This window comes from Paenibacillus sp. FSL R10-2736 (genome assembly GCF_038000245.1).
GTDB classification, from domain to species: domain Bacteria; phylum Bacillota; class Bacilli; order Paenibacillales; family Paenibacillaceae; genus Paenibacillus_AQ; species Paenibacillus_AQ phytohabitans.
This window is the reverse complement of the sequence record NZ_JBBOBN010000001.1, coordinates 4,154,647-4,174,705: the sequence shown is the minus strand read 5'-3', so window position 1 is coordinate 4,174,705 and position 20,059 is coordinate 4,154,647. Positions and strand designations below refer to the sequence as shown.

Sequence of the window (20,059 nt, the reverse complement as noted above, 5' to 3'; positions counted from 1 at the left end):
CCTATGATGCCATACTTTCACTCGTTCGTGCAAAAGGAGAAACCGGATGCGGTGATAATTTGGGACGACCATGAATACACTTGGACATGAACAGGTGGAAAAGCTGTGCGCCGCCGGAAGTCAAGAAACGACCGGGAGGGGAAAGATAAGTCATGGAACAAAAAAGTTGGCACCGCCTCGGTGCAGAGGAGCTGCAGGAGATGTTCAGCGTTCATCCGGGAGCGGGTCTGAGCGCTGAGGCTGCTGCAGAGAGACGTAAAGAGAGCGGGTACAATGAGCTGTCGGAGGGCAAAAAGGTATCGCCTGTTACGCTCATGCTCAATCAGTTCAAGGATTTCATGGTGCTGGTGCTGATGGGTGCGACACTGGTATCCGGGCTGCTCGGCGAATATCTTGATGCGATTACGATTATTGCCATTATTCTGCTTAACGGGGTGCTCGGTTTCGTACAGGAGTTCCGCGCCGAGCGTTCGCTCCGGGCACTGAAACAGCTGTCTGCCCCGTCTGCCAAGGTATTGCGCGGCGGGAAGCAGGAAGTGATTGCAGCCAAAATGCTGGTACCTGGTGATATCGTCCTGCTGGAGAGCGGTGACCGTATCCCTGCGGATGTCCGCTGGCTGCAGTGCAGCGCCCTCTACGCTGAGGAATCGGCACTGACGGGGGAATCCTTACCGGTCTCCAAGCATGCGGAGGTGATTCATGCCGAAGAGATCCCGCTTGGCGACCAGAAGAATATCGGCTTCATGGGCACGATGGTGACCCGGGGAACAGGCCGGGCAGTCGTCGTCCGCACCGGCATGAATACCGAGATGGGCAAGATTGCCGACCTGATCCAGAATACCGAAACCCAGGAAACGCCGCTGCAGCACCGTCTGGAGCAGCTTGGCAAGATTCTGATCTATGTCTCCCTGGGCCTCACGATTGTCGTTGTTCTTGCAGGGATTCTGCATGGACAGCCCGCACCGGCGATGTTCCTGGCAGGTGTAAGTCTGGCTGTAGCAGCCATTCCGGAAGGTCTTCCGGCGATTGTAACCATTGCTCTTGCCCTGGGTGTCCAGCGGATGATCAAGCGCAAGGCCATCGTCCGGAAGCTGCCGTCCGTCGAGACCCTGGGCTGTGCCTCGGTCATCTGCTCGGATAAGACGGGAACGCTCACTCAGAATAAAATGACGGTAACGCGGGTGTGGAACGGCGGACGGAGTCTGGAAGTGACCGGAGAGGGTTATTCGCCTGCGGGACATGTACTCCATAAAGGCAAGCCTGTAGATCTGAAGAATGACCAGAGTCTGCGGCGGATGCTGCAGGTGGGCGCTTTATGCAGTAATGCGGAGATTTTTGAGACTATCGCCGATACACGCGGCAAGAAGAAGGGCAAAGGTGCGGAAGCCGAAAAGGTTGCGGACGCCCAGTCTGTGTGGGAGCTCAAGGGAGATCCGACAGAGGGGGCGCTGGTAACCCTGTCTGCCAAAATGGGGTTAACTGCACAAACGCTTGCTGTTACCTATACCCGGGAAACGGAGTTTCCGTTTGATTCTGAACGCAAGCTGATGTCTGTAATCGTCAGCCATCCCGGCGGACGGATGATCTGCACCAAGGGCGCACCTGATGTGCTGCTGAATTGCTGCTCCTATATGCTGTGGGAAGGCGGAGTAGTTCCTTGCACGCCAACCTTGCGCCAGAAGGTGCTGGAGGCCAATGAGGAAATGGCCGGAGGTGCGCTGCGCGTACTGGGGATGGCATACCGCGAGATGCGTACCGGAGAAGTGGCCGGCAGCGAGAAAGAAGCGGAGTGCCAGCTTGTCTTCGTAGGGCTTGCCGGAATGATTGACCCGCCGCGCCGTGAAGTGCGCGATGCGATTCAAGTTACCCGCCGGGCCGGAATCAAAACCGTGATGATTACCGGAGACCATGGAACGACTGCGGAAGCAATTGCCCATCAGCTCGGCATTCTGCAGCGTGGGGGAACTGTCCTGACCGGCAGCCAGCTTACCCGGATGGACGATGATGCACTCGACAAAGTATCCGATAACGTCTATGTATACGCCCGGGTATCTCCTGAGCATAAGCTGCGGATTATCAAGTCGCTGCAGCGCCAGGGCCATGTGGTAGCGATGACCGGGGATGGTGTGAACGATGCTCCGGCAATTAAGGCGGCCGATATCGGAATCTCCATGGGTATCACCGGCACGGATGTAACCAAAGAAGCATCATCACTTATCTTAGGGGATGACAATTTCTCGACGATTGTTGCAGCCATTGAAGAAGGCCGGAATATCTATGAGAACATCCGCAAGTTTATCCGTTATCTGCTGGCTTCGAATGTCGGCGAGATTCTGACGATGTTCTTCGCCATGATGCTGGGGCTGCCGCTGCCGCTGGTGCCGATCCAGATTCTCTGGGTCAACCTGGTCACGGATGGACTTCCGGCGATGGCGCTGGGGGTAGACCAGCCGGAGAAGGATTTAATGGAACACAAGCCCCGTGGAGCCAAGGAAAATATCTTTGCCCGCCGCCTGGGCTGGAAGATCGTCAGCCGCGGGCTGCTGATCGGCCTCTGCACATTGGCCGCATTCTGGCTGACGCTGCGTATTGCTCCGGATAATGCGCAGCAGCTGGTGCGGGCGCAGTCGGTTGCTTTTGCCACACTGGTTATGGCCCAGCTCATCCATGTCTTCGACTGCCGCAGCTCCCGGTCGGTATTCCACCGGAATCCGTTCCAGAACAAAGCGCTGGTGCTCGCCGTTCTGTCATCCGTGATCCTGATGCTGGCCGTTATGTACCTGCCGTTCCTGCAGCCGGTATTCAAAACCGTTCCGCTCAGCTTCCGCGAATGGTGCCTGGTGCTGGTGATGGCCGGCGTCCCGACCTTCCTGATGGGTGCAGGCAGCGTCTGGGGCGGCAAGAAGAACCGCAGCCGCAGCGGCGGACGGCAGATGATAAAAAGTACAAAGTTTTCGGCATAAAATTAATAGCATCACTCCACTCCTTTAAGGTATGCTGGTTACACTGGGAGCTTGGTTTACGATGAACCGGCTGGCATATTTCAAACAAAACTTTTAGGAGTGGACGATACAATGGAATTTACTAAGATGCACGGACTAGGCAATGACTTTATAGTTGTATTCGGCGAGGAGGAGCTGCCGGGCAATGCTTCGGAGCTGGCAGTTACGCTGTGCAACCGGTTCTTCGGCATAGGCGCTGACGGGCTGGTGTACATTCTGCCTTCAGAGCGCGGTGATTATATGATGCGTATCATGAACTCTGACGGCTCGGAAGCCGAGCAATGCGGCAATGCCATCCGCTGTGTCTCCAAATATGTGTATGAGCACGGACTGGTGGAATCGGAGCAGATTGTGATCGAAACGATTGGTGCCGGTGAACAGAAAGTGTCCCTGAAGGTAAAAGATGGTGTAGTGGAGACCGTAACAGTGGATATGGGCGAGCCGGTTCTGTCCGGGCTTCAGATTCCTGTAGCGATCGATGCGGAGCCAGTGCTGGATCAGCCGATCGAGGCGGACGGAACGGAATTCAAATTCACCGCCGTATCCATGGGCAATCCGCATGCGGTTATTTATGTAGACGATGCTGTATCCTTCGACCTCGGCACGTGGGGACCGAAGCTGGAAGTTCATCCGCTCTTCCCGCGCAAAGTAAATGTGGAGTTCGCTACCGTTGTGGACCGCGGACATGTGGATATGCGTGTCTGGGAGCGCGGTGCCGGACCTACGCTGGCCTGCGGAACCGGAGCCTGTGCCACTCTGGTCTCCTCCGTACTGAACGGGGTAACGGACCGTTCAGCCTGGATCAGCCTGAAGGGCGGCGACCTGTTCATCGAGTGGAATGAGGAAGATAATCATGTGTATATGACCGGTCCTGCACAGGTGGTGTATACCGGTTCGGTGGATATTTAAGCCGGATTAAACACCAATAGCAATAGATATGGAATCCCCCGCGAGCTGCGAGCTTACGGGGGATTTCTGCATCCGCCGGGCCTTCACCCGGTGGAATTTGAACTTTTCGCTGCGGCTGGAGCACGATTTCCCTGATGAACTCTGCCAATTGCACCATAGCCCGCCATTTTTTAAAAATCCTGCCCGAAATACAACATTTTCCACGTTAATCCGCTCCAAATCCGGAATTGTTGTACGAAAAGCAGCATTTCGCCTCCTCCAACCCACTTTGCGAGATAATTCCTGTATTTCATACAACAATCCTCTAGAATGCCCCGGTATCTATGAGCTAAAGCTGTAATACGTGCAACATTTTGCCGGTGTGGCGTGGATTCAAGTGACGTGAATTTAAGCGGCGTGAACTTAAGAATCTCAATTCAGTGCATGGATACCCGGGAGCTCCAGTCCGCCGGGGAGCCAGCCGAATAATGGCAAGGATATCCGCGAATAATAGAACTCTGCATGAGCATGGGAGGGATGAGGCGGATATGAAGTCATGGTCCAATAAACATAAACAGACAACAGCTGCAACTCCGGCGAACCAGCCAGCTGAAGGCGGAACTCCTTATCTGTCCGATAACGTTGCCCGGAATCTGGATAATATGCAGTCTGAGCTTGGCGGCAGTCCGGATCTCAAAGTCCGCAGAATCCAGATCGGGGGAGAACGCCGGATTGAAGCGGCGGCAATTCATCTCAGCGGATTGGCCGATACGGTGGCCGTTAACGAATTTGTGATTGGCTCGCTGCTGGGCAATACGGAGGACCTGTTCCCGGACGATTCGGACGATATGGTAACAGCCAGCAATCAAGCCGCACCGGAGACCAGCCATGGCGGTGCAGCAGCTTCCGGCACCGCCGCTCGGGCAGAAGCTGCAATTAACGCCACAGCTGAGTCTGCTGCTAACTCCGCTGCTAAGTCTGCCCCCATATTCACCGCAGAGCCCGGCACCGGACGCTCCACCCTCCCGCAGCTGATTCTAAACCGCGCCCTGGAAATCGGCGACGCGGTACTTCAGGAGGGATGGAAGGATATCATGTTGGCAGTTCTCTCAGGCGACACCGTTATATTGCTGGAGGGATACAGGACAGCTATTATCTGCGAGACCCGGGGCGGAGAGCAGCGCTCGGTCAGCGAGCCTTCCTCACAGCTTGTGGTTCGGGGGCCGAAGGATGGTTTTGTAGAGTCAGTGGCCACGAACATCTCACTGATCCGCCGCCGGATCAAATCGCCCAAGCTGCGTCTGGAATACATGAAGATAGGTACAGAAACACAGACCCATGTGGCTCTGATGTATATGAAGGGGATAGCCGGGGAAGATCTGATCCGGGAAGTCAGGGAACGTCTGCATAAGATAGCCCTAGATGAAGTGCTGGAGTCAGGCTTCATTGAAGAATTAATTCAGGATAAGACGTTCACACCGTTTCCTACCATATACAATTCGGAACGGCCGGATGTGGCGGCAGGTAATCTGCTGGAGGGCAGAGTGGTCATTATTGTCGACGGAACCCCGTTTGTCCTGATCCTTCCGGCAGTGTTCACACAGTTTTTTCAGTCTGCAGAGGATTATTCCCAGCGTTTTGATATCGCCATTTTGATGCGGGTCATCCGTTATGTCAGCTTTCTGGTCCTGATTCTCGGCCCTTCCGTTTATCTGGCACTGACTACCTATCATTATGAGATGATACCGACAACACTGCTGATCAATCTGCTCTCGCAGCGGGAGAATGTGCCTTTCCCGGCTTTTGTGGAGGTGCTGCTGATGGAAACGGCTTTTGAGATTCTCCGGGAAGCCGGAGTGCGGATGCCCCGTGTCATCGGGCAAACGGTATCCGTTGTCGGTGCGCTTATCCTGGGAACCGCTGTGGTGGAAGCGGGGATCATTACACCGATCATGGTTATCGTGGTAGCGTTGACCGGGATTGCCAGCTTTGCCATTCCGGCGTATAACATGGCGATTGCCGGTAGGCTTATCCGGTTTGCTTTTCTGATCATGGCAAGCATGTTCGGCTTCTACGGGATTACGCTGGCACTGATTGTACTAGTGGCACATATGAACAGCCTGCGTTCCTTCGGCATTCCCTATCTGTCCCCGTTCGTGCCTCTTTCGGTCAAAGGGCAGAAGGATACGATTCTCAGGCTGCCGCTCTGGCTGATGGGCCCCCGCAAATCACCGCAGCAGATGCGCGCAGAGCTGCCTGAATACATGCAGCTAACGACGGGCTATGACGAGCAGCTGTCTCCGCTCATTCTCAAGAATAATACCGCTGCCAGGCAGCAGGCCGAAGGTGAACAACATGAAACTGATGAATAAGATAACCGTCATCCCTGGACTGCTGCTGGCTCTTCTGCCGCTGCTCCTGCTTACCGGCTGCTGGGACAATGTGGAGCTTAACCGACGGGCCATTGTCTCAGGGGTAGCCATCGACCGGGGGCCGACCGAGGCCGAGAAATACCGGCTGTCTTTTCAGGTCATCGTTGCTGAGGAAATATCCGGGGAGAATGCCCGGGGGATTTCCCCGGTTGCCATGTACACAGGTACCGGCCGGACGATGTTCGAGGCACTGGCCGATGCTTCCCGGCAAACAGCGCGTTTCTTATCCCTGGGGCATGTACGGGTGCTGGTGGTGTCCGAGGAGCTTGCCCGTGAAGGAATCAAGGATATCCTGGATGTGCTGGAGCGGGAGAGTGATACCAGGCTAACCAGTCTGATCTTTATCGCCAAAGGACAGCCGGCGCATGAACTGATGTCGACGATGACTGTGTTCAGCAAAATCCCCGCGAATGATCTGGTAGAGAAGCTGGAGACAACCTCCAAGCAGTTCGGCTACAACTTCCGGATGGAGGTGGATGATGTGATCCGCGGGGTTCAGCTCACAGGAGGCGGACCTATTATCAATGGGGTGTTTACGAGCGGAAGCAGGGAGGGCGCAGACACCAACGATAACCTGAAAAGCATTTCACCCAAGACCATTCTGAGAATTTCAGGACTGGCAGCGTTCAAGGACGATAAGATGAAAGGCTGGCTGGACGGCGACGCCGCACTGGGCACCGTTCTTTTGCATAACAAAATCAAAGAGTTTCCCGTTGTAATCAAGGACAAAGAAGGCGGCTATCTGTCTTTCAATGTCTATCAGTCCCAGGTAACCTTGAAGGCGGCTGTTACAGATCCGGAGCATCCGGTCATTATCGTGAAAATCAGACAACAGGCTGCGATTAAGGAATCTGCCAATTCCCTGGACCTTACTTCACCGGAGGTACTGGATGGATTGTCTGAACAGCTGACGGAGGAAACGATCAAGCAGATTAAGACAGCGATTGCTTCAGCCCGGGAGTTCAAAAGCGATTATCTCGGCTTCGGTCAGGTGCTGCAGCGGAGCCATCCGCGCGGCTGGAAGCAGGTCAAGGATCATTGGGAGGATATTTTCGCAGCCTGTGAAGTCCAATTTGACGCAGATGCCGTCATCCGGCATACGGATATGCGCAGCAACTCTTTTCAGATCAACAAATAAATCCGGGGAGGTTTACATATGGGGACAATCAAAATCGGACTGGGCCAGTTCTTCTGCTTGACCGTTTTGTTTGAGCTGGGAACGGCACTGGTTGTCAATCTGGGCATGGAGTCCGGCAGGGATGCCTGGCTCTCGATTCTGGTCGGCTGTGTGGCCGGTCTGATCGTGTTCACGGGTTATGCCTATCTGTACCGCAAGCACCCCGACATGCCTTTTACCGCCTATACGCGGCAATTGCTCGGCAAATATATCGGAACCCCGGTGGCCATACTGTACATCATTCTCTACATTAACCTTGCCGCCCGGGATTTGCGCGATGGCAGCACTATGCTCGCTATGGCAACCATGCACAACACTCCGCTGTTTATTCTCAGCACGCTGATGGTGCTCTCGGGGGCGTATGTGCTGCATAAAGGCGTGGAGGTGCTGAGCAGGACTTCGGTGGTTTTTGCGCTTGTCGTGATGCTGATCGGCTTGTTCGGCACAATTATGCTGGTGCTCTCGGGGTCTATCAATTTGCACAGACTGCTGCCCGTGCTTGAGAATGGCCTCCAGCCTGTGATGGTCTCGGTGGCGCATCAGAATTACATGTTTCCGTTCGGGGAGATGGTTTGCTTCACCATGCTGATGCCCTATTTGTCCAGTGTCAAAAAAGGACCATGGGTCATCGCCGCCGGTATCCTCTTCTCCGCCATTCTGCTCAGCTTCACTATGGCCTTGAATATTTCAGTCCTGGGTGAGGATATTGTGGAGCGCTCCCCGCTGCCGCTGATGCCGACGATCAGCAAGATTTCGATCTCGGATTTCATCCAGCGTGTGGATATATTTGTAGTGATGGTGCTGATTATCGGGGTGTTTTTCAAAATGGCCGTATTCTTTGCCGCTGCGCTGGTCGGCATTTCGGAGCTGTTCCATGTACCTTTCCGCCGGATGCTGTATCCTTGCGCGCTGATTATTCTGTTCACCTCCATGCTGGATGCCCGCAGCTTTACAGAGCATCTGGATGAGGGCGGTGGTCTTTTATATTTGGTGTATCCCTTTTTCATGCTGGTTGTTCCGGCGGTGCTGGTAGTGATGGCGGCAGTCCGGGCTCATTTCTCTGCGCCGCGTCCGGGCTGAGTTCCGCGTATCCAGTAGACGGCATCCGGCACGATCATGCAGAGGATCAGCACAGCTGCAGTCAGCTTCTCGGAAGCAGTATAGAGCAGGTAATTGAAAATGTAGCCGATATTATCCAGCCCGTACCCGAAAAGCCAATCCCCCAGATACAAATACAGCAGCGAGAGGGCGGACAGCAGCAGGATGACAGCATATTTGCGCAGCAGCAGCTTACGGGTGTTTTTTTTCATTGGACAGGCTCCTCTGTAAAAGAATAGGAGTAGTATGAATCATTTGCCGGTATGCCATGCAAAGGGCGGCTGTTTCCGCTGATCAAAGCTTATCATCCATCCCGTTTTATGTTACATTAGTATGAAACTAATGACAAAAAAGGGGAGGTTCTTGCGGTGAAGCCGGATTTGCGTTCTGCATGGGAGAATAACGTATTGGTCGGAGACGGAGCGATGGGAACCTTTTTATATCAAAAGGGTTTCCCTGTAGGCATCTCCTATGAGGAATTAAATCTGACCTCTCCGGAGGTGATTGAGGATGTGCACCGGAGCTATATGGAGGCCGGTTCTGTCCTGCTGGAGAGTAACACATATTCGGCAAACTATGATAAGCTCTCCAAATTCGGGCTGGAATCGAAGGTTGCCGAGATCAACCGTGCCGGGATAAGAATTGCCCGTACTGCCGCCGGAGAGAACGGATATGTAGTCGGGGCTGTGGGCTCGATACGCGCCGGCAAACGGGCTAATTTGTCCTCGTCCGAACTTAAGCGGTTTTTCTCACAGCAGATTGCCGCCCTGCTGGAAGAGCAGCCGGATGGTATTATGCTGGAGACCTTCTATGATGTGGAGGAGCTTCACCTGGCGCTTAGAACCGTCCGCAAGCTCAGTGAGCTTCCGGTAATCTGCCAGCTGGCCGTGGATGATTCGGCGCGTACACTGGACGGGCTGACACTGCCTGAGGCGTTCCGCATTCTGGAACAGGACGGTGCAGATGTCATCGGCTTCAACTGCAACACCGGGCCGAACGGCATCAAGCGTGCGCTCGGTACTCTGCAGGGGAGGCTAGTGCTTCCGGTATCAATCTATCCCAATGCCGGGGTAGCGGATTATGTGGACGGCCAGTACCGCTATGGGGCATCTCCGGAATACTTCGGCCAGATGGCCCCGGTCTTCGCGGATATGGGCAGCCGGATCATCGGAGGATGCTGCGGCACCACTCCCCGGCATATTGCGGAGATTTCCGCTGCGCTCAAGGAGTATGAGGTTACACCGCTTCCGGAACCAGATGAACATAGAATGGCAGAGCGGATTTCTGTGCATGAGCATTTGAGCGAGGATGATGGACAAGGCGGAGCAGAACCGACACTTGTGGATCTGGTCAAGGAACGGCATACGGTAATCGTAGAGCTTGACCCGCCGCGTGATTTGGACATCGCGAAGTTCATGCGGGGAGCGGAAGCGCTGCGTAGAGCCGGTGCGGATGCGCTGACACTGGCAGACAACTCGCTTGCGGTTACCCGGATGAGCAATATGGCACTGGGACATCTGGTTCAGGCACGTACGGGCTTGCGGCCGCTGGTGCATATTGCCTGCCGGGACCGCAATCTGATTGGTACCCAGTCGCATTTAATGGGCTTTGATGCCCTTGGCATTGACCATGTCCTGGCGGTAACCGGTGATCCTGCGCGTTTCGGTGATCTGCCGGGGTCCAGTTCGATTTATGATCTGACTTCTTTTGAAATTATACGTATGATCAGGCAGCTGAATGACGGTGTGGCCTTCTCGGGCAAGCCGCTCAAACAGAAGGCGAAGTTCGTGATCGGTGCTGCGTTTAATCCCAACGTCAAGCATTTGGACAAGGCGGTGGAGCGGCTGGAGAAGAAGATCGCATCCGGTGCGGATTATATTATGACCCAGCCTGTCTATGATCCTGAATTAATTGCCCGGATTGCCAAAGCCACAGAGCATCTGGATATCCCGATCTTTATCGGAATCATGCCGCTGGCCAGCGGCCGGAACGCTGAATATCTCCATAATGAGGTTCCGGGAATTCAGCTCTCCCCCGAGGTCCGCAGCCGCATGCAGGGACTGGAAGGCGAAGCGGGGCGCGCGGAAGGCGTTCTTATCGCCAAGGAGCTGCTGGATGCGGCGACTGCGCATTTTAACGGCATCTATCTGATTACACCCTTTATGTTCTATGATATGAGTGTACAGCTGCTGGAGTATGTCTGGGAGAAGCAGGGACGCAGATTGTCCCCCTTGTTTCGCTAGTAAGAATCAATTACAATAGTGTAATGGATGTGATTCCGTTGTCATTTAGTATGACCGGATACGGTCAGTCATCCCTGCAATTCGGTGGACACAAGATTAGTTTCGAAGTCAAATCGGTGAATAACCGTTACTGCGAAGTTGTGCTGCGGATGCCCCGGGATTGGACGGGTTATGAGGATATGGTGCGGCGGCTGGTTCAAGCCCATATCAAACGGGGACGGGTAGATGTCATCATTAATAGGGAACTCACCGAGGGTGCGGCTGACGCGCATGCGCTGAACCGTACGCTGGTGAAGTCCTATCTTGACGCAGCAGAGGCCTTAAGACGGGAGTATGGATTCCAGGGAGAGTTGACTCTCCGTGATATACTTTCTATGCCCGGTGTTATGGAATTCAAGGAAGAGATTCCGACTGCTGCTGCGTCTCCCTCTGAAGAAGTTGCAGAGCTCCTCGAGAAGGGGCTCCGCCTTAGTCTGGAGGCCCTGCTGGAGATGCGTGCCCGCGAGGGCGGTTATCTGGCTGCTGACCTGTCACGCCGGCTTGACCGGCTGGAGGAGCTGCATGCCGGGATAACCGGGCTTGCGCCTATGGTTGTGCATGAATACCGCGAGAAGCTGCGGCAGCGGCTCAGCGGACTGAATGACGGGAACTTCCCGTGGGATGAGCAAAAATTCGGCATGGACATTGCTATTTTCGCCGACCGCTGCAGTATAGATGAGGAGCTTACCCGGCTGTACAGTCATTTCGGGCAATGCAGGGCTTTGCTGCTTGGCAGTGAACCTGCAGGACGCAAACTTGATTTTCTCATTCAGGAGATGAACAGGGAGACCAACACGATCGGGTCCAAGTGCAATCATCTGGACATTGTGAATCTCACGCTTGACATGAAGGCGGAGCTTGAGAAGATACGCGAGCAAGCGGCGAATTTAGAATAACAGGGACCTGAAACAAGCAAAGATGTAACTTATGGGGGGAACAACCGGAACATGGCAATCAAATTAATCAACATCGGCTTTGGGAATATCGTGTCGGCCAACCGCATTATTTCCATTGTCAGCCCGGAATCTGCACCGATCAAACGAATTATTCAGGAGGCCAGAGACCGGCATATGCTGATCGACGCCACCTACGGAAGACGGACGCGGGCCGTCATTATTACAGACAGCGACCACGTCATTCTCTCGGCTGTTCAGCCGGAGACCGTTGCTCACCGCCTATCCAGCAAAGATGACGATAACGACGAATAACAACAAATGGAGTGTACTATGTCAAAAGGATTGCTGATCATACTATCCGGCCCATCCGGCGTCGGCAAAGGTACGGTATGCACTGCGCTGCGGCCGAAGATGCCTGAACTCGTCTATTCCGTTTCCGCCACCACGCGTTCACCGCGTGCAGGTGAAGAGAACGGCGTCAATTATTTTTTCAAATCCAGAGAGCAGTTCGCGGACATGATTGAAGGTGACCAGCTGCTCGAATATGCGGAGTACGTAGGCAATTATTACGGTACTCCGCGTGACTTTGTGGAGAGAACACTCGAGAGCGGAAGAGATATTATTCTGGAAATCGAGGTTCAGGGAGCTCTCAAAGTCAAAGACAAATTCCCGGAAGGCATCTTTGTCTTCCTTCTTCCTCCGTCGATGGACGAGTTGAAGGACCGTATCCGCGGACGCGGTACGGAGCATCCTGATGTGATTAATCACCGCATGTCTGTTGCAGAGGATGAAATCGGCCTGATCCGGCATTATGATTACGCAGTAGTGAATGACGAGATCGATCTGGCCTGCAAGCGAATAGAAAGCATTATTATCGCCGAACATTGTAAGGTGAGATGATAGGTTCTACAGGATTGGTTCATATTCATAGTAAAAGATGAAGAGGTGTTCTACATGCTATATCCATCCATTGACGAACTGGTGACCAAGGTCGACAGCAAGTATTCCCTGGTTGTCGCTTCAGCCCGCCGGGCTAGAGCGCTCCGTGAAGGCGGAAAGACTGATATCAAGAACCCGAGATCGCACAAGTTTGTTGGTGTTGCGCTTGAAGAGATCTATGAAGACCGCATTATCGTAACACGCGGCGACGAAGAATAGTCTCAAGGTTCCGGCTCAAGGCTCACAGCAGAAACGGAAACCATCCCGCTTAGGGATGGCGCAGCCGTTTCTTCTTGAGTTAAGCCAGTTAAGCTGCACAATGAAATAGATAATAGCCCGCACCGGGCTGTTCCTGACAACCGGAAGGTTGTTATTTTTTTCTCTATTTATAAGGAAATTTAGTTCCTTTATTCAAAAAACTAAATGAAATCTATACAGCTTCCTTTTGACGTAAATATGAAGATTTTCATTTCTTCTTTTCATAGCGGCATATACAATGGGCACAGATTGAGGAACAGGGGGGAGATCAGTTTGAAGAGTTTACAAGGAAAGTCGATTATACTCGGAATTACAGGAGGCATTGCTGCCTATAAGGCGGCGGCCCTGACCAGTAAGCTTACCCAGCAAGGCGCCGAGGTTCATGTCATCATGACAGCGTCGGCCAAGCAGTTCATTACGGAGCTGACACTGCAGTCATTGTCGAAGCAACGGGTATACAGCGATACTTTTCAGGAACGCGACCCGTCCTCCATCTCACATATTGATCTGGCGGATTCGGCCGATCTGGTCCTGATCGCACCGGCTACCGCGAATATTATTGCCAAAATGGCGCACGGGCTGGCAGATGATATGCTGTCTACTACACTGCTTGCCGCTACAGCTCCAGTAATGGTAGCCCCTGCGATGAATGTTCATATGTATCAGCATCCGGCGGTATTGAGCAATATCGATACACTCTACAACCGGGGGGTACACTTTATTGAACCGGGCGAAGGACTGCTGGCCTGCGGTTACGTGGGCAAAGGGCGGCTGGAAGAGCCGGAAGCGATCGTGAAGGTTGTGGAGAACTTCTTTGCGCTGCAGAACGACAAGAAATCCGGGCCGCTCGCTGGTAAAAAGGTAGTTGTTACCGCTGGCGGTACGGTAGAACGTATCGATCCTGTCCGTTACATTTCCAATGATTCCTCCGGAAAAATGGGCTTCGCGCTGGCACGGGTAGCACGCGCCATGGGGGCAGAGGTTACCTTGATCGCCGCGCGTACGGATGAAGCGCCGCCGCGCGATGCCGATATCCGGCTGGTCCGCGTGGAATCGGCGCAGGATATGTATGAAGCGGTCACGGAGCGCTGGGCTGATTGCGACATCCTCATTAAAGCGGCAGCTGTCGCAGATTACCGCCCGAGACACAGCGCGGAGTCCAAGATCAAAAAGAGCGGTGACACCATGACCCTTGAACTGGTGAAGACTACCGATATTCTGGAGAGTCTCGGCAAAATGAAGGATAAGCAGTTCCTGATCGGGTTTGCCGCCGAAACCGGAAATGCGGAATATTACGCCAAAGACAAGCTGGTGCGCAAGAATCTTGACCTGATCGTAGCCAACGATGTTGCAGTGGAAGGTGCCGGATTCGGCACCGATACCAACATTGTGTCAGTCTATGATGCAGACGGCCTGGTACTGGATCTTCCCTTAGCTTCCAAGGATGAGGTAGCGCGCCGGGTGCTGCAGCTCGCCGCTGAGCGTGTTGCCGGAGCCTTGTTATAATGGATATTGCCAAGGTCATTGTCGATGTTCCTGTGCGCAGCACCGACCGGCCGTTTGATTATTTGATTCCCGATTCACTGAAGCTTTGGATTGAAGTAGGCAGCAGAGTGGCGGTTCCGTTTGGACCCCGGACCGTTCAGGGCTTTGTTGTATCCCTGGAGTCGGGAGAGACCGGCAGTGTATCAAGAATGAAGCCGATTGTGGAAGTGCTCGATCTGCTGCCTCCGCTGTCGCCGGAGCTGGTAGAGCTGGGCGACTGGATGAGCCAAAGATATGCCTGCAGACGGATCTCCGCACTGCAGGCTATGCTTCCGACTGCCTTGAAGGGCAAAGCCGAGCGGCTGATCTCGCTGGGTGATGCAGAGGCAGCAGCCCATACTCCCGGAGATGAGCTGTTTCCGCTTTTCCTGGAGGCTGACAACGAAGAGCAGGAGATTACTGACTTCGTCAGACGCCACGGGGAAGTATCGATGAAGCTGCTGACCCGTACCTTCCCGGAGGCTGCTGAGACTGTAAAGTTCATGGTGCGGCGCGGTGTGCTGGCGGAGAGCCAGTCGATCAAGGACAAGATGGGCAAGAAGAAGCTGAAGGCCGTTGATTTGGCCATTGGCCTCTCCGCAGCACGCGAATCCCTGCCGGGCTTCCCGGCGCGTTCGGCGCGCCAGAAGGAAGTGTTGTCCTTCCTGATCGATATGGAGGCAACACTTCCCATGCCGCTCAAGGATGTGCTGTCGGTTCTTCAGGTTACGGCTGGCACGGTGAAGGCACTGGAGGACAAAGGGTATATTGAGATTAGTGAAATTGAAGTATACCGTGACCCCTATCAGGGACGCGATTTCAAGCCGAGTACACCCTTGCCGCTGACAGCGGAGCAGGAGGTTGTGTATAAGCGGATTGTGGGAACTGTAGAGCAGCAAACGCATGAAGTCTTCTTATTGCACGGGGTAACGGGCAGCGGGAAGACGGAAATTTATCTGCAGTGCATTCAGCGCTGTGTGGAGCAAGGGCGTCAGGCCGTAGTGCTGGTGCCGGAAATTGCCCTGACTCCACAGATGGTTGAACGGTTCAAAGGCCGGTTCGGCAGCGGGGTGGCGGTAATGCACAGCCGGCTGTCTGTCGGCGAACGTTACGACGAATGGCGCAAGATCCGTGAGGGCAAAGCGATGGTTGCTGTCGGCGCACGCTCGGCAGTGTTTGCTCCGTTCGCCAATCTGGGCCTCATTATTATGGATGAAGAGCATGAGGGCTCCTATAAGCAGGAAGAAAATCCGAAATACCATGCCCGTGATGTCGCGGTCCGCCGGGCTGAACAGGGCGGGGCAGTAGTGATTCTGGGCTCGGCTACGCCTTCACTGGAGAGCTATCACGCAGCCAGATCACAGAGCGATATTCATTTCTCCCCTATTCTGCTGGAGATGCCTAGCCGCGCACTCGGTAACGAGCTGCCCAAGGTGGCAGTGGTTGATATGCGCGATGAGCTGAAGGAAGGCAACCGCTCGATGTTCAGCCGCAGGCTGCATGCTGCGCTGGTGAGCAGGCTGGAACGCGGAGAGCAGACGGTACTTCTCTTGAACCGCAGAGGGTTCTCCACCTTCGTCATGTGCCGGAGCTGCGGATATGTTGCCGGTTGTCCCGAATGCGATATCTCGCTGACCTATCATAGCCGCAGCGACAATCTGCGCTGCCATTACTGCGGCCATGCCGAGCCTGCACCTAAGCTGTGCCCCGAATGCGGCAGCGAGCATATCCGCTTCTTCGGTACAGGGACCCAGCGGGTCGAAGAGGAGCTGGGCAAGTTGTTTCCCGGTATCCGCGTCATCCGTATGGATGTGGATACAACCACGGAGAAGGGTTCACATGAGAAGCTGCTGAATCAGTTCAGGGACAAGAAGGCCGATGTACTGCTGGGAACGCAGATGGTGGCTAAGGGACTAGACTTCCCCGATGTTACACTGGTCGGTGTCATCACTGCGGACTCGGCGCTGAATCTACCGGATTTCCGGGCGGCCGAGAAGACCTTCCAGCTGCTGACACAGGTTGCCGGAAGAGCGGGCAGACATCAGCTGCCCGGCGAAGTGGTTGTGCAGTCTTATACACCGGAGCATTATTCGATCATCCATGCCAGCGGACATGATTACAGATCGTTCGTGCGGGATGAACTGAAGCACCGTAAGGAGCTGCATTATCCGCCGTATTGCCGGCTGATTCTGGTTACGCTGTCGCATGAGCAGCTTCCGCTGCTGCTGAAGCTGGCGGAGAATTATGCCCTGAATATCCAGGGCAAAGCAAGGCTGCTGCGCTGGTATGGCAGTCTGGACAAGCTCTCCTCGGATGCACTGGATCTGCTGGGTCCGGTAGCGTCACCCTTGCCGCGGCTCAAAGGCCGTTACAGATTCCAGTGTATTATCAAATGGCGCGGTGCGATCGATGCGATCGGACTGGCCCGTCAGGTGGCCGAGGAGCTGGAGGACTCTGTCCGTGACAAAGGACTGCAGATCAGCATTGATGTGGACCCGCAGATGTTGATGTAATCTCCCGGCGTGTTACAATGGGTAAGGTGTTTTACTATGAAATGAAAGAATGATTTCATTTTATATACTATAGACATGTTCAGAACAAGGATGGTGTTTTTGTAATGGCAATCAGGCTAATCGTGAAAGAACCGGATGAAGTATTACACAAGAAAGCTAAGACCGTAACAACCGTAACCCCGAATGTGCAAAAACTGCTCGACGATATGGCGGATACGATGTATGACGCGGAAGGCGTTGGTCTCGCAGCTCCGCAGGTTGGAATTCTAAAGCGTCTAATCGTAATCGATGCCGATGAAGAGCATGGATTGATCAAGCTGATTAACCCTGAAATTATCAGCATGGACGGGGAGCAGTTCGGACCTGAAGGCTGCCTGAGTATCCCCGGCCTGAACGGCGATGTACGCCGTGCAGAGACAGTAACCGTACGCGGTCTGGACCGTGAAGGCAACGAAGTTACAATTACCGGAAGCGGATTGCTTGCACGGGCTTTTCAGCATGAAATCGATCACCTGAACGGTGTGCTGTTCACGGATATCGCCGAGAAGGTATATGAGTATACAGCTGAACGCAGTGAAACTGAGGAGTGAATGAAATGAAGATAGTGTTCATGGGAACGCCGGCTTTTGCGGTACCCTCCCTGCGGATGCTGCTGGAGGAGGGCTATGAGGTAGTCGCTGTGGTTACCCAGCCGGACCGTCCGCAAGGACGCAAGAAGACGCTTGCCCCTTCACCTGTGAAAGAGGCTGCACTTGAACTGGGCTTGCCGGTTCTTCAGCCGGAACGGATGCGGCGCCCGGAGGCGGTAGCTGAACTGGCTGCCTATGAGCCGGATCTGATTGTTACAGCGGCTTACGGGCAGATTCTGCCGAAAAGTGTGCTGGAGCTGCCGAAGAACGGATGTGTGAATGTCCATGGCTCACTGCTGCCGAAATACCGCGGCGGCGCCCCGATCCAGCGCTGCATCATTAACGGTGAGAAGGTAACGGGTGTGACGCTGATGTATATGGCTGAAGGACTGGATACCGGAGATATGATCTCGCGGGTAGAGGTGCCGATTGAGGACGAGGATACCTCAGGCACCATGTTCGGGAAGCTGAGCATTGCCGGACGTGATTTACTGAAGGCGGAAATGCCGCGCCTCGCGGCTGGACGTGTAGAGGCGACGGTGCAGGATGACAGCGAAGCAACTTATGCGCCAAATCTCAGCCGCGAAGATGAACGGATCGACTGGACGGCCGGGTCACTGGCAACCTATAACCGTATCCGCGGGCTGGTACCATTCTCGGGTGCCTTCACCCTATGGAATGACGAGACCTTCAAGGTATGGGCGGCGGCGAAGCCGGATAACGGCAGTTCCGCCGGCGGCAATGCTGCTCCGGGTACAGTGCTGGCTGTAAGCGAACGAGGGGTTGAAGTGAAGACCGGCGACGGGATTCTCCTGCTGACAACCGTACAGCCTGCCGGCAAAAAAGCGATGAGTGCGGCAGATTTCAGCCGCGGCGCAAGTCTTAAGCCCGGCACGGTGCTGGGGTGAGCGCGGGCGGCAAAGGCGGCGGACCGCGTAATCCCTCTGGCGGCAACAGGTCAGCGGCTTCCGGGAGCTCAGCTCCGGGTGGTCAAGCCAGAGGAGCGGGCAAGAAGAAGCCGGGCGGCAAACCGCCGGCGGCTGCTTCTGCACGCGAGGTTGCGCTTGATGTTCTTGTCCGCGTAGAGCAGCAGGGGGCCTACAGCAATCTGCTGCTCGGCAGCAGCCTGCAGAAAGGCGCTCTCAGCCGTGAAGATACCGGACTGGCTACGGAGCTGGTGTATGGCACGATCTCACGGATGATTACTCTGGATTATGTTCTGGAGGGTTTTGTGAGCAAGGGAGTAGCTAAGCTTCAGCCCTGGGTGCGTAATCTGCTGCGTCTGAGCCTGTACCAGATTATGTATCTGGACCGGGTTCCTTCGCATGCAGCCGTTAATGAGGCTGTGAATATAGCCAAGAAACGCGGCCATCAGGGTATTTCCGGCATGGTTAACGGCGTGCTTCGCAGCGTGCTGCGGGCCAGGGAACTGCCGGTGTTGCCGGAGGGGCTCAGCAGGGAAGAGCGGATCTCTATTGTTCATTCCCATCCGCTCTGGATGGTGCAGCGCTGGTCTGCGGAATATGGCACAGACACGGCGGAGGCCATGTGTGCTGCGAATAACGAAGCGCCTGCGGTCAGTATCCGCGTCAATACAACTATGATCAGCCGTGAGGCGCTGCTGGCCGAGATGCTCGAAGCGGGTCTTGAGGCCTCTGAATCGAAGGTTAGCCCCTTCGGGCTGATTGTTAAGGGCGGCGGCAATATGGCTCTGACTTCCTGGTACAGTGACGGATATCTCTCAGTGCAGGATGAAAGCTCCATGCTGGTGGCTGAGGTTGTAGCTCCTGAAGCAGGAATGAAGGTGCTGGACTGCTGCGCCGCTCCCGGAGGCAAAAGCGCGCATATGGGCGAGTTGATGAAGGACGAAGGAGCTATACTGGCCAATGATCTGCATGAGCATAAGGCGAAGCTTATCGCAGATCAGGCGGCCCGTCTGGGTCTGGAATGCATCGCTACCTTAAGCGGCGACGCACTGCAGCTGGGTGCCGCTCTTCAGCCGGAATCCTTCGACCGGATTCTGCTGGATGCCCCTTGCTCGGGGCTTGGGGTGATCCGGCGCAAGCCGGATCTGAAGTGGCGGAAGCAGCCCGGAGATGTGGACAGCGTAGCTGCGCTGCAGCATGAACTGCTGCAGTCGGTCGCCGGGCTCCTGAAGCCTGGCGGTGTGCTGGTCTACAGCACCTGCACTACCGAGCAGGCGGAGAATAGCCGGATTATCGGGGATTTCCTGGAGCATAATCCCGGGTTCGCTCCGGTCAGCTTCAAGACCGCCGTCTGGGAACGGCTTGAGGGAACCGCAATTGCCGCAGGCGATGGAATACAGCTGCTTCCCCATCATTTCGGAAGCGACGGATTCTATATTGCCCGGCTGGAGCGACTCTCGTAATATAGTGATTTCTGCATGGAATTACAGCTTCC

General features: G+C 54.7%; 16 protein-coding genes. 15 read left to right on the top strand and 1 reads right to left on the bottom strand.

What is annotated here, in order from left to right; translation table 11 throughout:
* Window positions 1-152: 152 nt before the first annotated feature.
* The 5 genes from NSQ73_RS18120 (at window position 153) to NSQ73_RS18100 (ending at window position 8,579) form a co-directional block, all read left to right on the top strand.
* A complete protein-coding gene (locus tag NSQ73_RS18120) occupies window positions 153-2,963 on the top strand; it encodes a calcium-translocating P-type ATPase, SERCA-type (RefSeq protein WP_340987536.1) in 2,811 nt (936 codons plus the stop codon).
* Between the two features lie 111 nt (window positions 2,964-3,074).
* Window positions 3,075-3,911 carry a diaminopimelate epimerase gene (dapF, locus tag NSQ73_RS18115; protein WP_042136578.1) on the top strand — a complete coding sequence of 279 codons (837 nt, stop codon included), beginning with the start codon at window positions 3,075-3,077 and terminating at the stop codon, window positions 3,909-3,911.
* A 467-nt stretch (window positions 3,912-4,378) separates the two neighbouring features.
* Window positions 4,379-6,262: a spore germination protein gene (locus NSQ73_RS18110; protein ID WP_340987535.1), complete on the top strand. Its 1,884-nt coding sequence runs from the start codon at window positions 4,379-4,381 to the stop codon at window positions 6,260-6,262.
* Window positions 6,246-7,460 (top strand): Ger(x)C family spore germination protein, encoded by a 1,215-nt coding sequence (locus NSQ73_RS18105; protein WP_340989313.1) that lies wholly within the window; start codon window positions 6,246-6,248, stop codon window positions 7,458-7,460. The genes NSQ73_RS18110 and NSQ73_RS18105 overlap by 17 nt, the downstream gene beginning before the upstream one ends.
* A gap of 18 nt (window positions 7,461-7,478) precedes the next feature.
* A complete protein-coding gene (locus tag NSQ73_RS18100) occupies window positions 7,479-8,579 on the top strand; it encodes a GerAB/ArcD/ProY family transporter (protein WP_340987533.1) in 1,101 nt (366 codons plus the stop codon).
* Here NSQ73_RS18100 and NSQ73_RS18095 read toward each other — a convergent pair.
* Window positions 8,552-8,809 (bottom strand): hypothetical protein, encoded by a 258-nt coding sequence (locus NSQ73_RS18095; RefSeq protein WP_340987532.1) that lies wholly within the window; start codon window positions 8,807-8,809, stop codon window positions 8,552-8,554. The two genes, NSQ73_RS18100 and NSQ73_RS18095, sit on opposite strands and share 28 nt — an antisense overlap.
* 156 nt (window positions 8,810-8,965) lie before the next feature.
* On the opposite strand from NSQ73_RS18095, the gene NSQ73_RS18090 reads away from it, so the two are divergent.
* The 10 genes from NSQ73_RS18090 (at window position 8,966) to rsmB (ending at window position 20,027) form a co-directional block, all read left to right on the top strand.
* A complete protein-coding gene (locus tag NSQ73_RS18090) occupies window positions 8,966-10,840 on the top strand; it encodes a bifunctional homocysteine S-methyltransferase/methylenetetrahydrofolate reductase (protein WP_340987531.1) in 1,875 nt (624 codons plus the stop codon).
* 38 nt (window positions 10,841-10,878) lie between these two features.
* Complete coding sequence (locus NSQ73_RS18085; protein ID WP_340987530.1) at window positions 10,879-11,775, top strand: YicC/YloC family endoribonuclease; 897 nt, start codon at window positions 10,879-10,881, stop codon at window positions 11,773-11,775.
* A 51-nt stretch (window positions 11,776-11,826) separates the two neighbouring features.
* Window positions 11,827-12,087, top strand: coding sequence for an extracellular matrix/biofilm regulator RemA (gene remA, locus NSQ73_RS18080; protein WP_006209218.1), 261 nt, complete (start codon window positions 11,827-11,829; stop codon window positions 12,085-12,087).
* A gap of 18 nt (window positions 12,088-12,105) precedes the next feature.
* Complete coding sequence (gene gmk, locus NSQ73_RS18075; RefSeq protein WP_039298007.1) at window positions 12,106-12,675, top strand: guanylate kinase; 570 nt, start codon at window positions 12,106-12,108, stop codon at window positions 12,673-12,675.
* A 54-nt stretch (window positions 12,676-12,729) separates the two neighbouring features.
* Complete coding sequence (gene rpoZ / locus NSQ73_RS18070; protein WP_042136588.1) at window positions 12,730-12,933, top strand: DNA-directed RNA polymerase subunit omega; 204 nt, start codon at window positions 12,730-12,732, stop codon at window positions 12,931-12,933.
* A gap of 312 nt (window positions 12,934-13,245) precedes the next feature.
* Window positions 13,246-14,478: a bifunctional phosphopantothenoylcysteine decarboxylase/phosphopantothenate--cysteine ligase CoaBC gene (coaBC, locus tag NSQ73_RS18065; RefSeq protein ID WP_340987529.1), complete on the top strand. Its 1,233-nt coding sequence runs from the start codon at window positions 13,246-13,248 to the stop codon at window positions 14,476-14,478.
* Window positions 14,478-17,009, top strand: coding sequence for a primosomal protein N' (priA, locus tag NSQ73_RS18060; RefSeq protein WP_340987528.1), 2,532 nt, complete (start codon window positions 14,478-14,480; stop codon window positions 17,007-17,009). Before coaBC ends, priA begins: the two co-directional genes overlap by 1 nt.
* Before the next feature lie 104 nt (window positions 17,010-17,113).
* Window positions 17,114-17,599: a peptide deformylase gene (gene def, locus NSQ73_RS18055; RefSeq protein ID WP_039298014.1), complete on the top strand. Its 486-nt coding sequence runs from the start codon at window positions 17,114-17,116 to the stop codon at window positions 17,597-17,599.
* A 5-nt stretch (window positions 17,600-17,604) separates the two neighbouring features.
* Window positions 17,605-18,546, top strand: coding sequence for a methionyl-tRNA formyltransferase (gene fmt, locus NSQ73_RS18050; RefSeq protein WP_340987527.1), 942 nt, complete (start codon window positions 17,605-17,607; stop codon window positions 18,544-18,546).
* Window positions 18,543-20,027, top strand: a complete 1,485-nt coding sequence (gene rsmB, locus NSQ73_RS18045) for a 16S rRNA (cytosine(967)-C(5))-methyltransferase RsmB (protein ID WP_340987526.1) — start codon at window positions 18,543-18,545, stop codon at window positions 20,025-20,027. The genes fmt and rsmB overlap by 4 nt, the downstream gene beginning before the upstream one ends.
* Window positions 20,028-20,059: the final 32 nt, after the last annotated feature.

Bases quoted from the DNA above. Each gene is read 5' to 3' on its own strand.
- NSQ73_RS18120 (WP_340987536.1), top strand. From the start codon at position 153: ATGGAACAAAAAAGTTGGCACCGCCTCGGTGCAGAGGAGCTGCAGGAG.
- dapF (WP_042136578.1), top strand. From the start codon at position 3,075: ATGGAATTTACTAAGATGCACGGACTAGGCAATGACTTTATAGTTGTA.
- NSQ73_RS18110 (WP_340987535.1), top strand. From the start codon at position 4,379: ATGGCAAGGATATCCGCGAATAATAGAACTCTGCATGAGCATGGGAGG.
- NSQ73_RS18105 (WP_340989313.1), top strand. From the start codon at position 6,246: ATGAAACTGATGAATAAGATAACCGTCATCCCTGGACTGCTGCTGGCT.
- NSQ73_RS18100 (WP_340987533.1), top strand. From the start codon at position 7,479: ATGGGGACAATCAAAATCGGACTGGGCCAGTTCTTCTGCTTGACCGTT.
- NSQ73_RS18095 (WP_340987532.1), bottom strand. From the start codon at position 8,809: ATGAAAAAAAACACCCGTAAGCTGCTGCTGCGCAAATATGCTGTCATC.
- remA (WP_006209218.1), top strand. From the start codon at position 11,827: ATGGCAATCAAATTAATCAACATCGGCTTTGGGAATATCGTGTCGGCC.
- gmk (WP_039298007.1), top strand. From the start codon at position 12,106: ATGTCAAAAGGATTGCTGATCATACTATCCGGCCCATCCGGCGTCGGC.
- rpoZ (WP_042136588.1), top strand. From the start codon at position 12,730: ATGCTATATCCATCCATTGACGAACTGGTGACCAAGGTCGACAGCAAG.
- priA (WP_340987528.1), top strand. From the start codon at position 14,478: ATGGATATTGCCAAGGTCATTGTCGATGTTCCTGTGCGCAGCACCGAC.
- def (WP_039298014.1), top strand. From the start codon at position 17,114: ATGGCAATCAGGCTAATCGTGAAAGAACCGGATGAAGTATTACACAAG.
- fmt (WP_340987527.1), top strand. From the start codon at position 17,605: ATGAAGATAGTGTTCATGGGAACGCCGGCTTTTGCGGTACCCTCCCTG.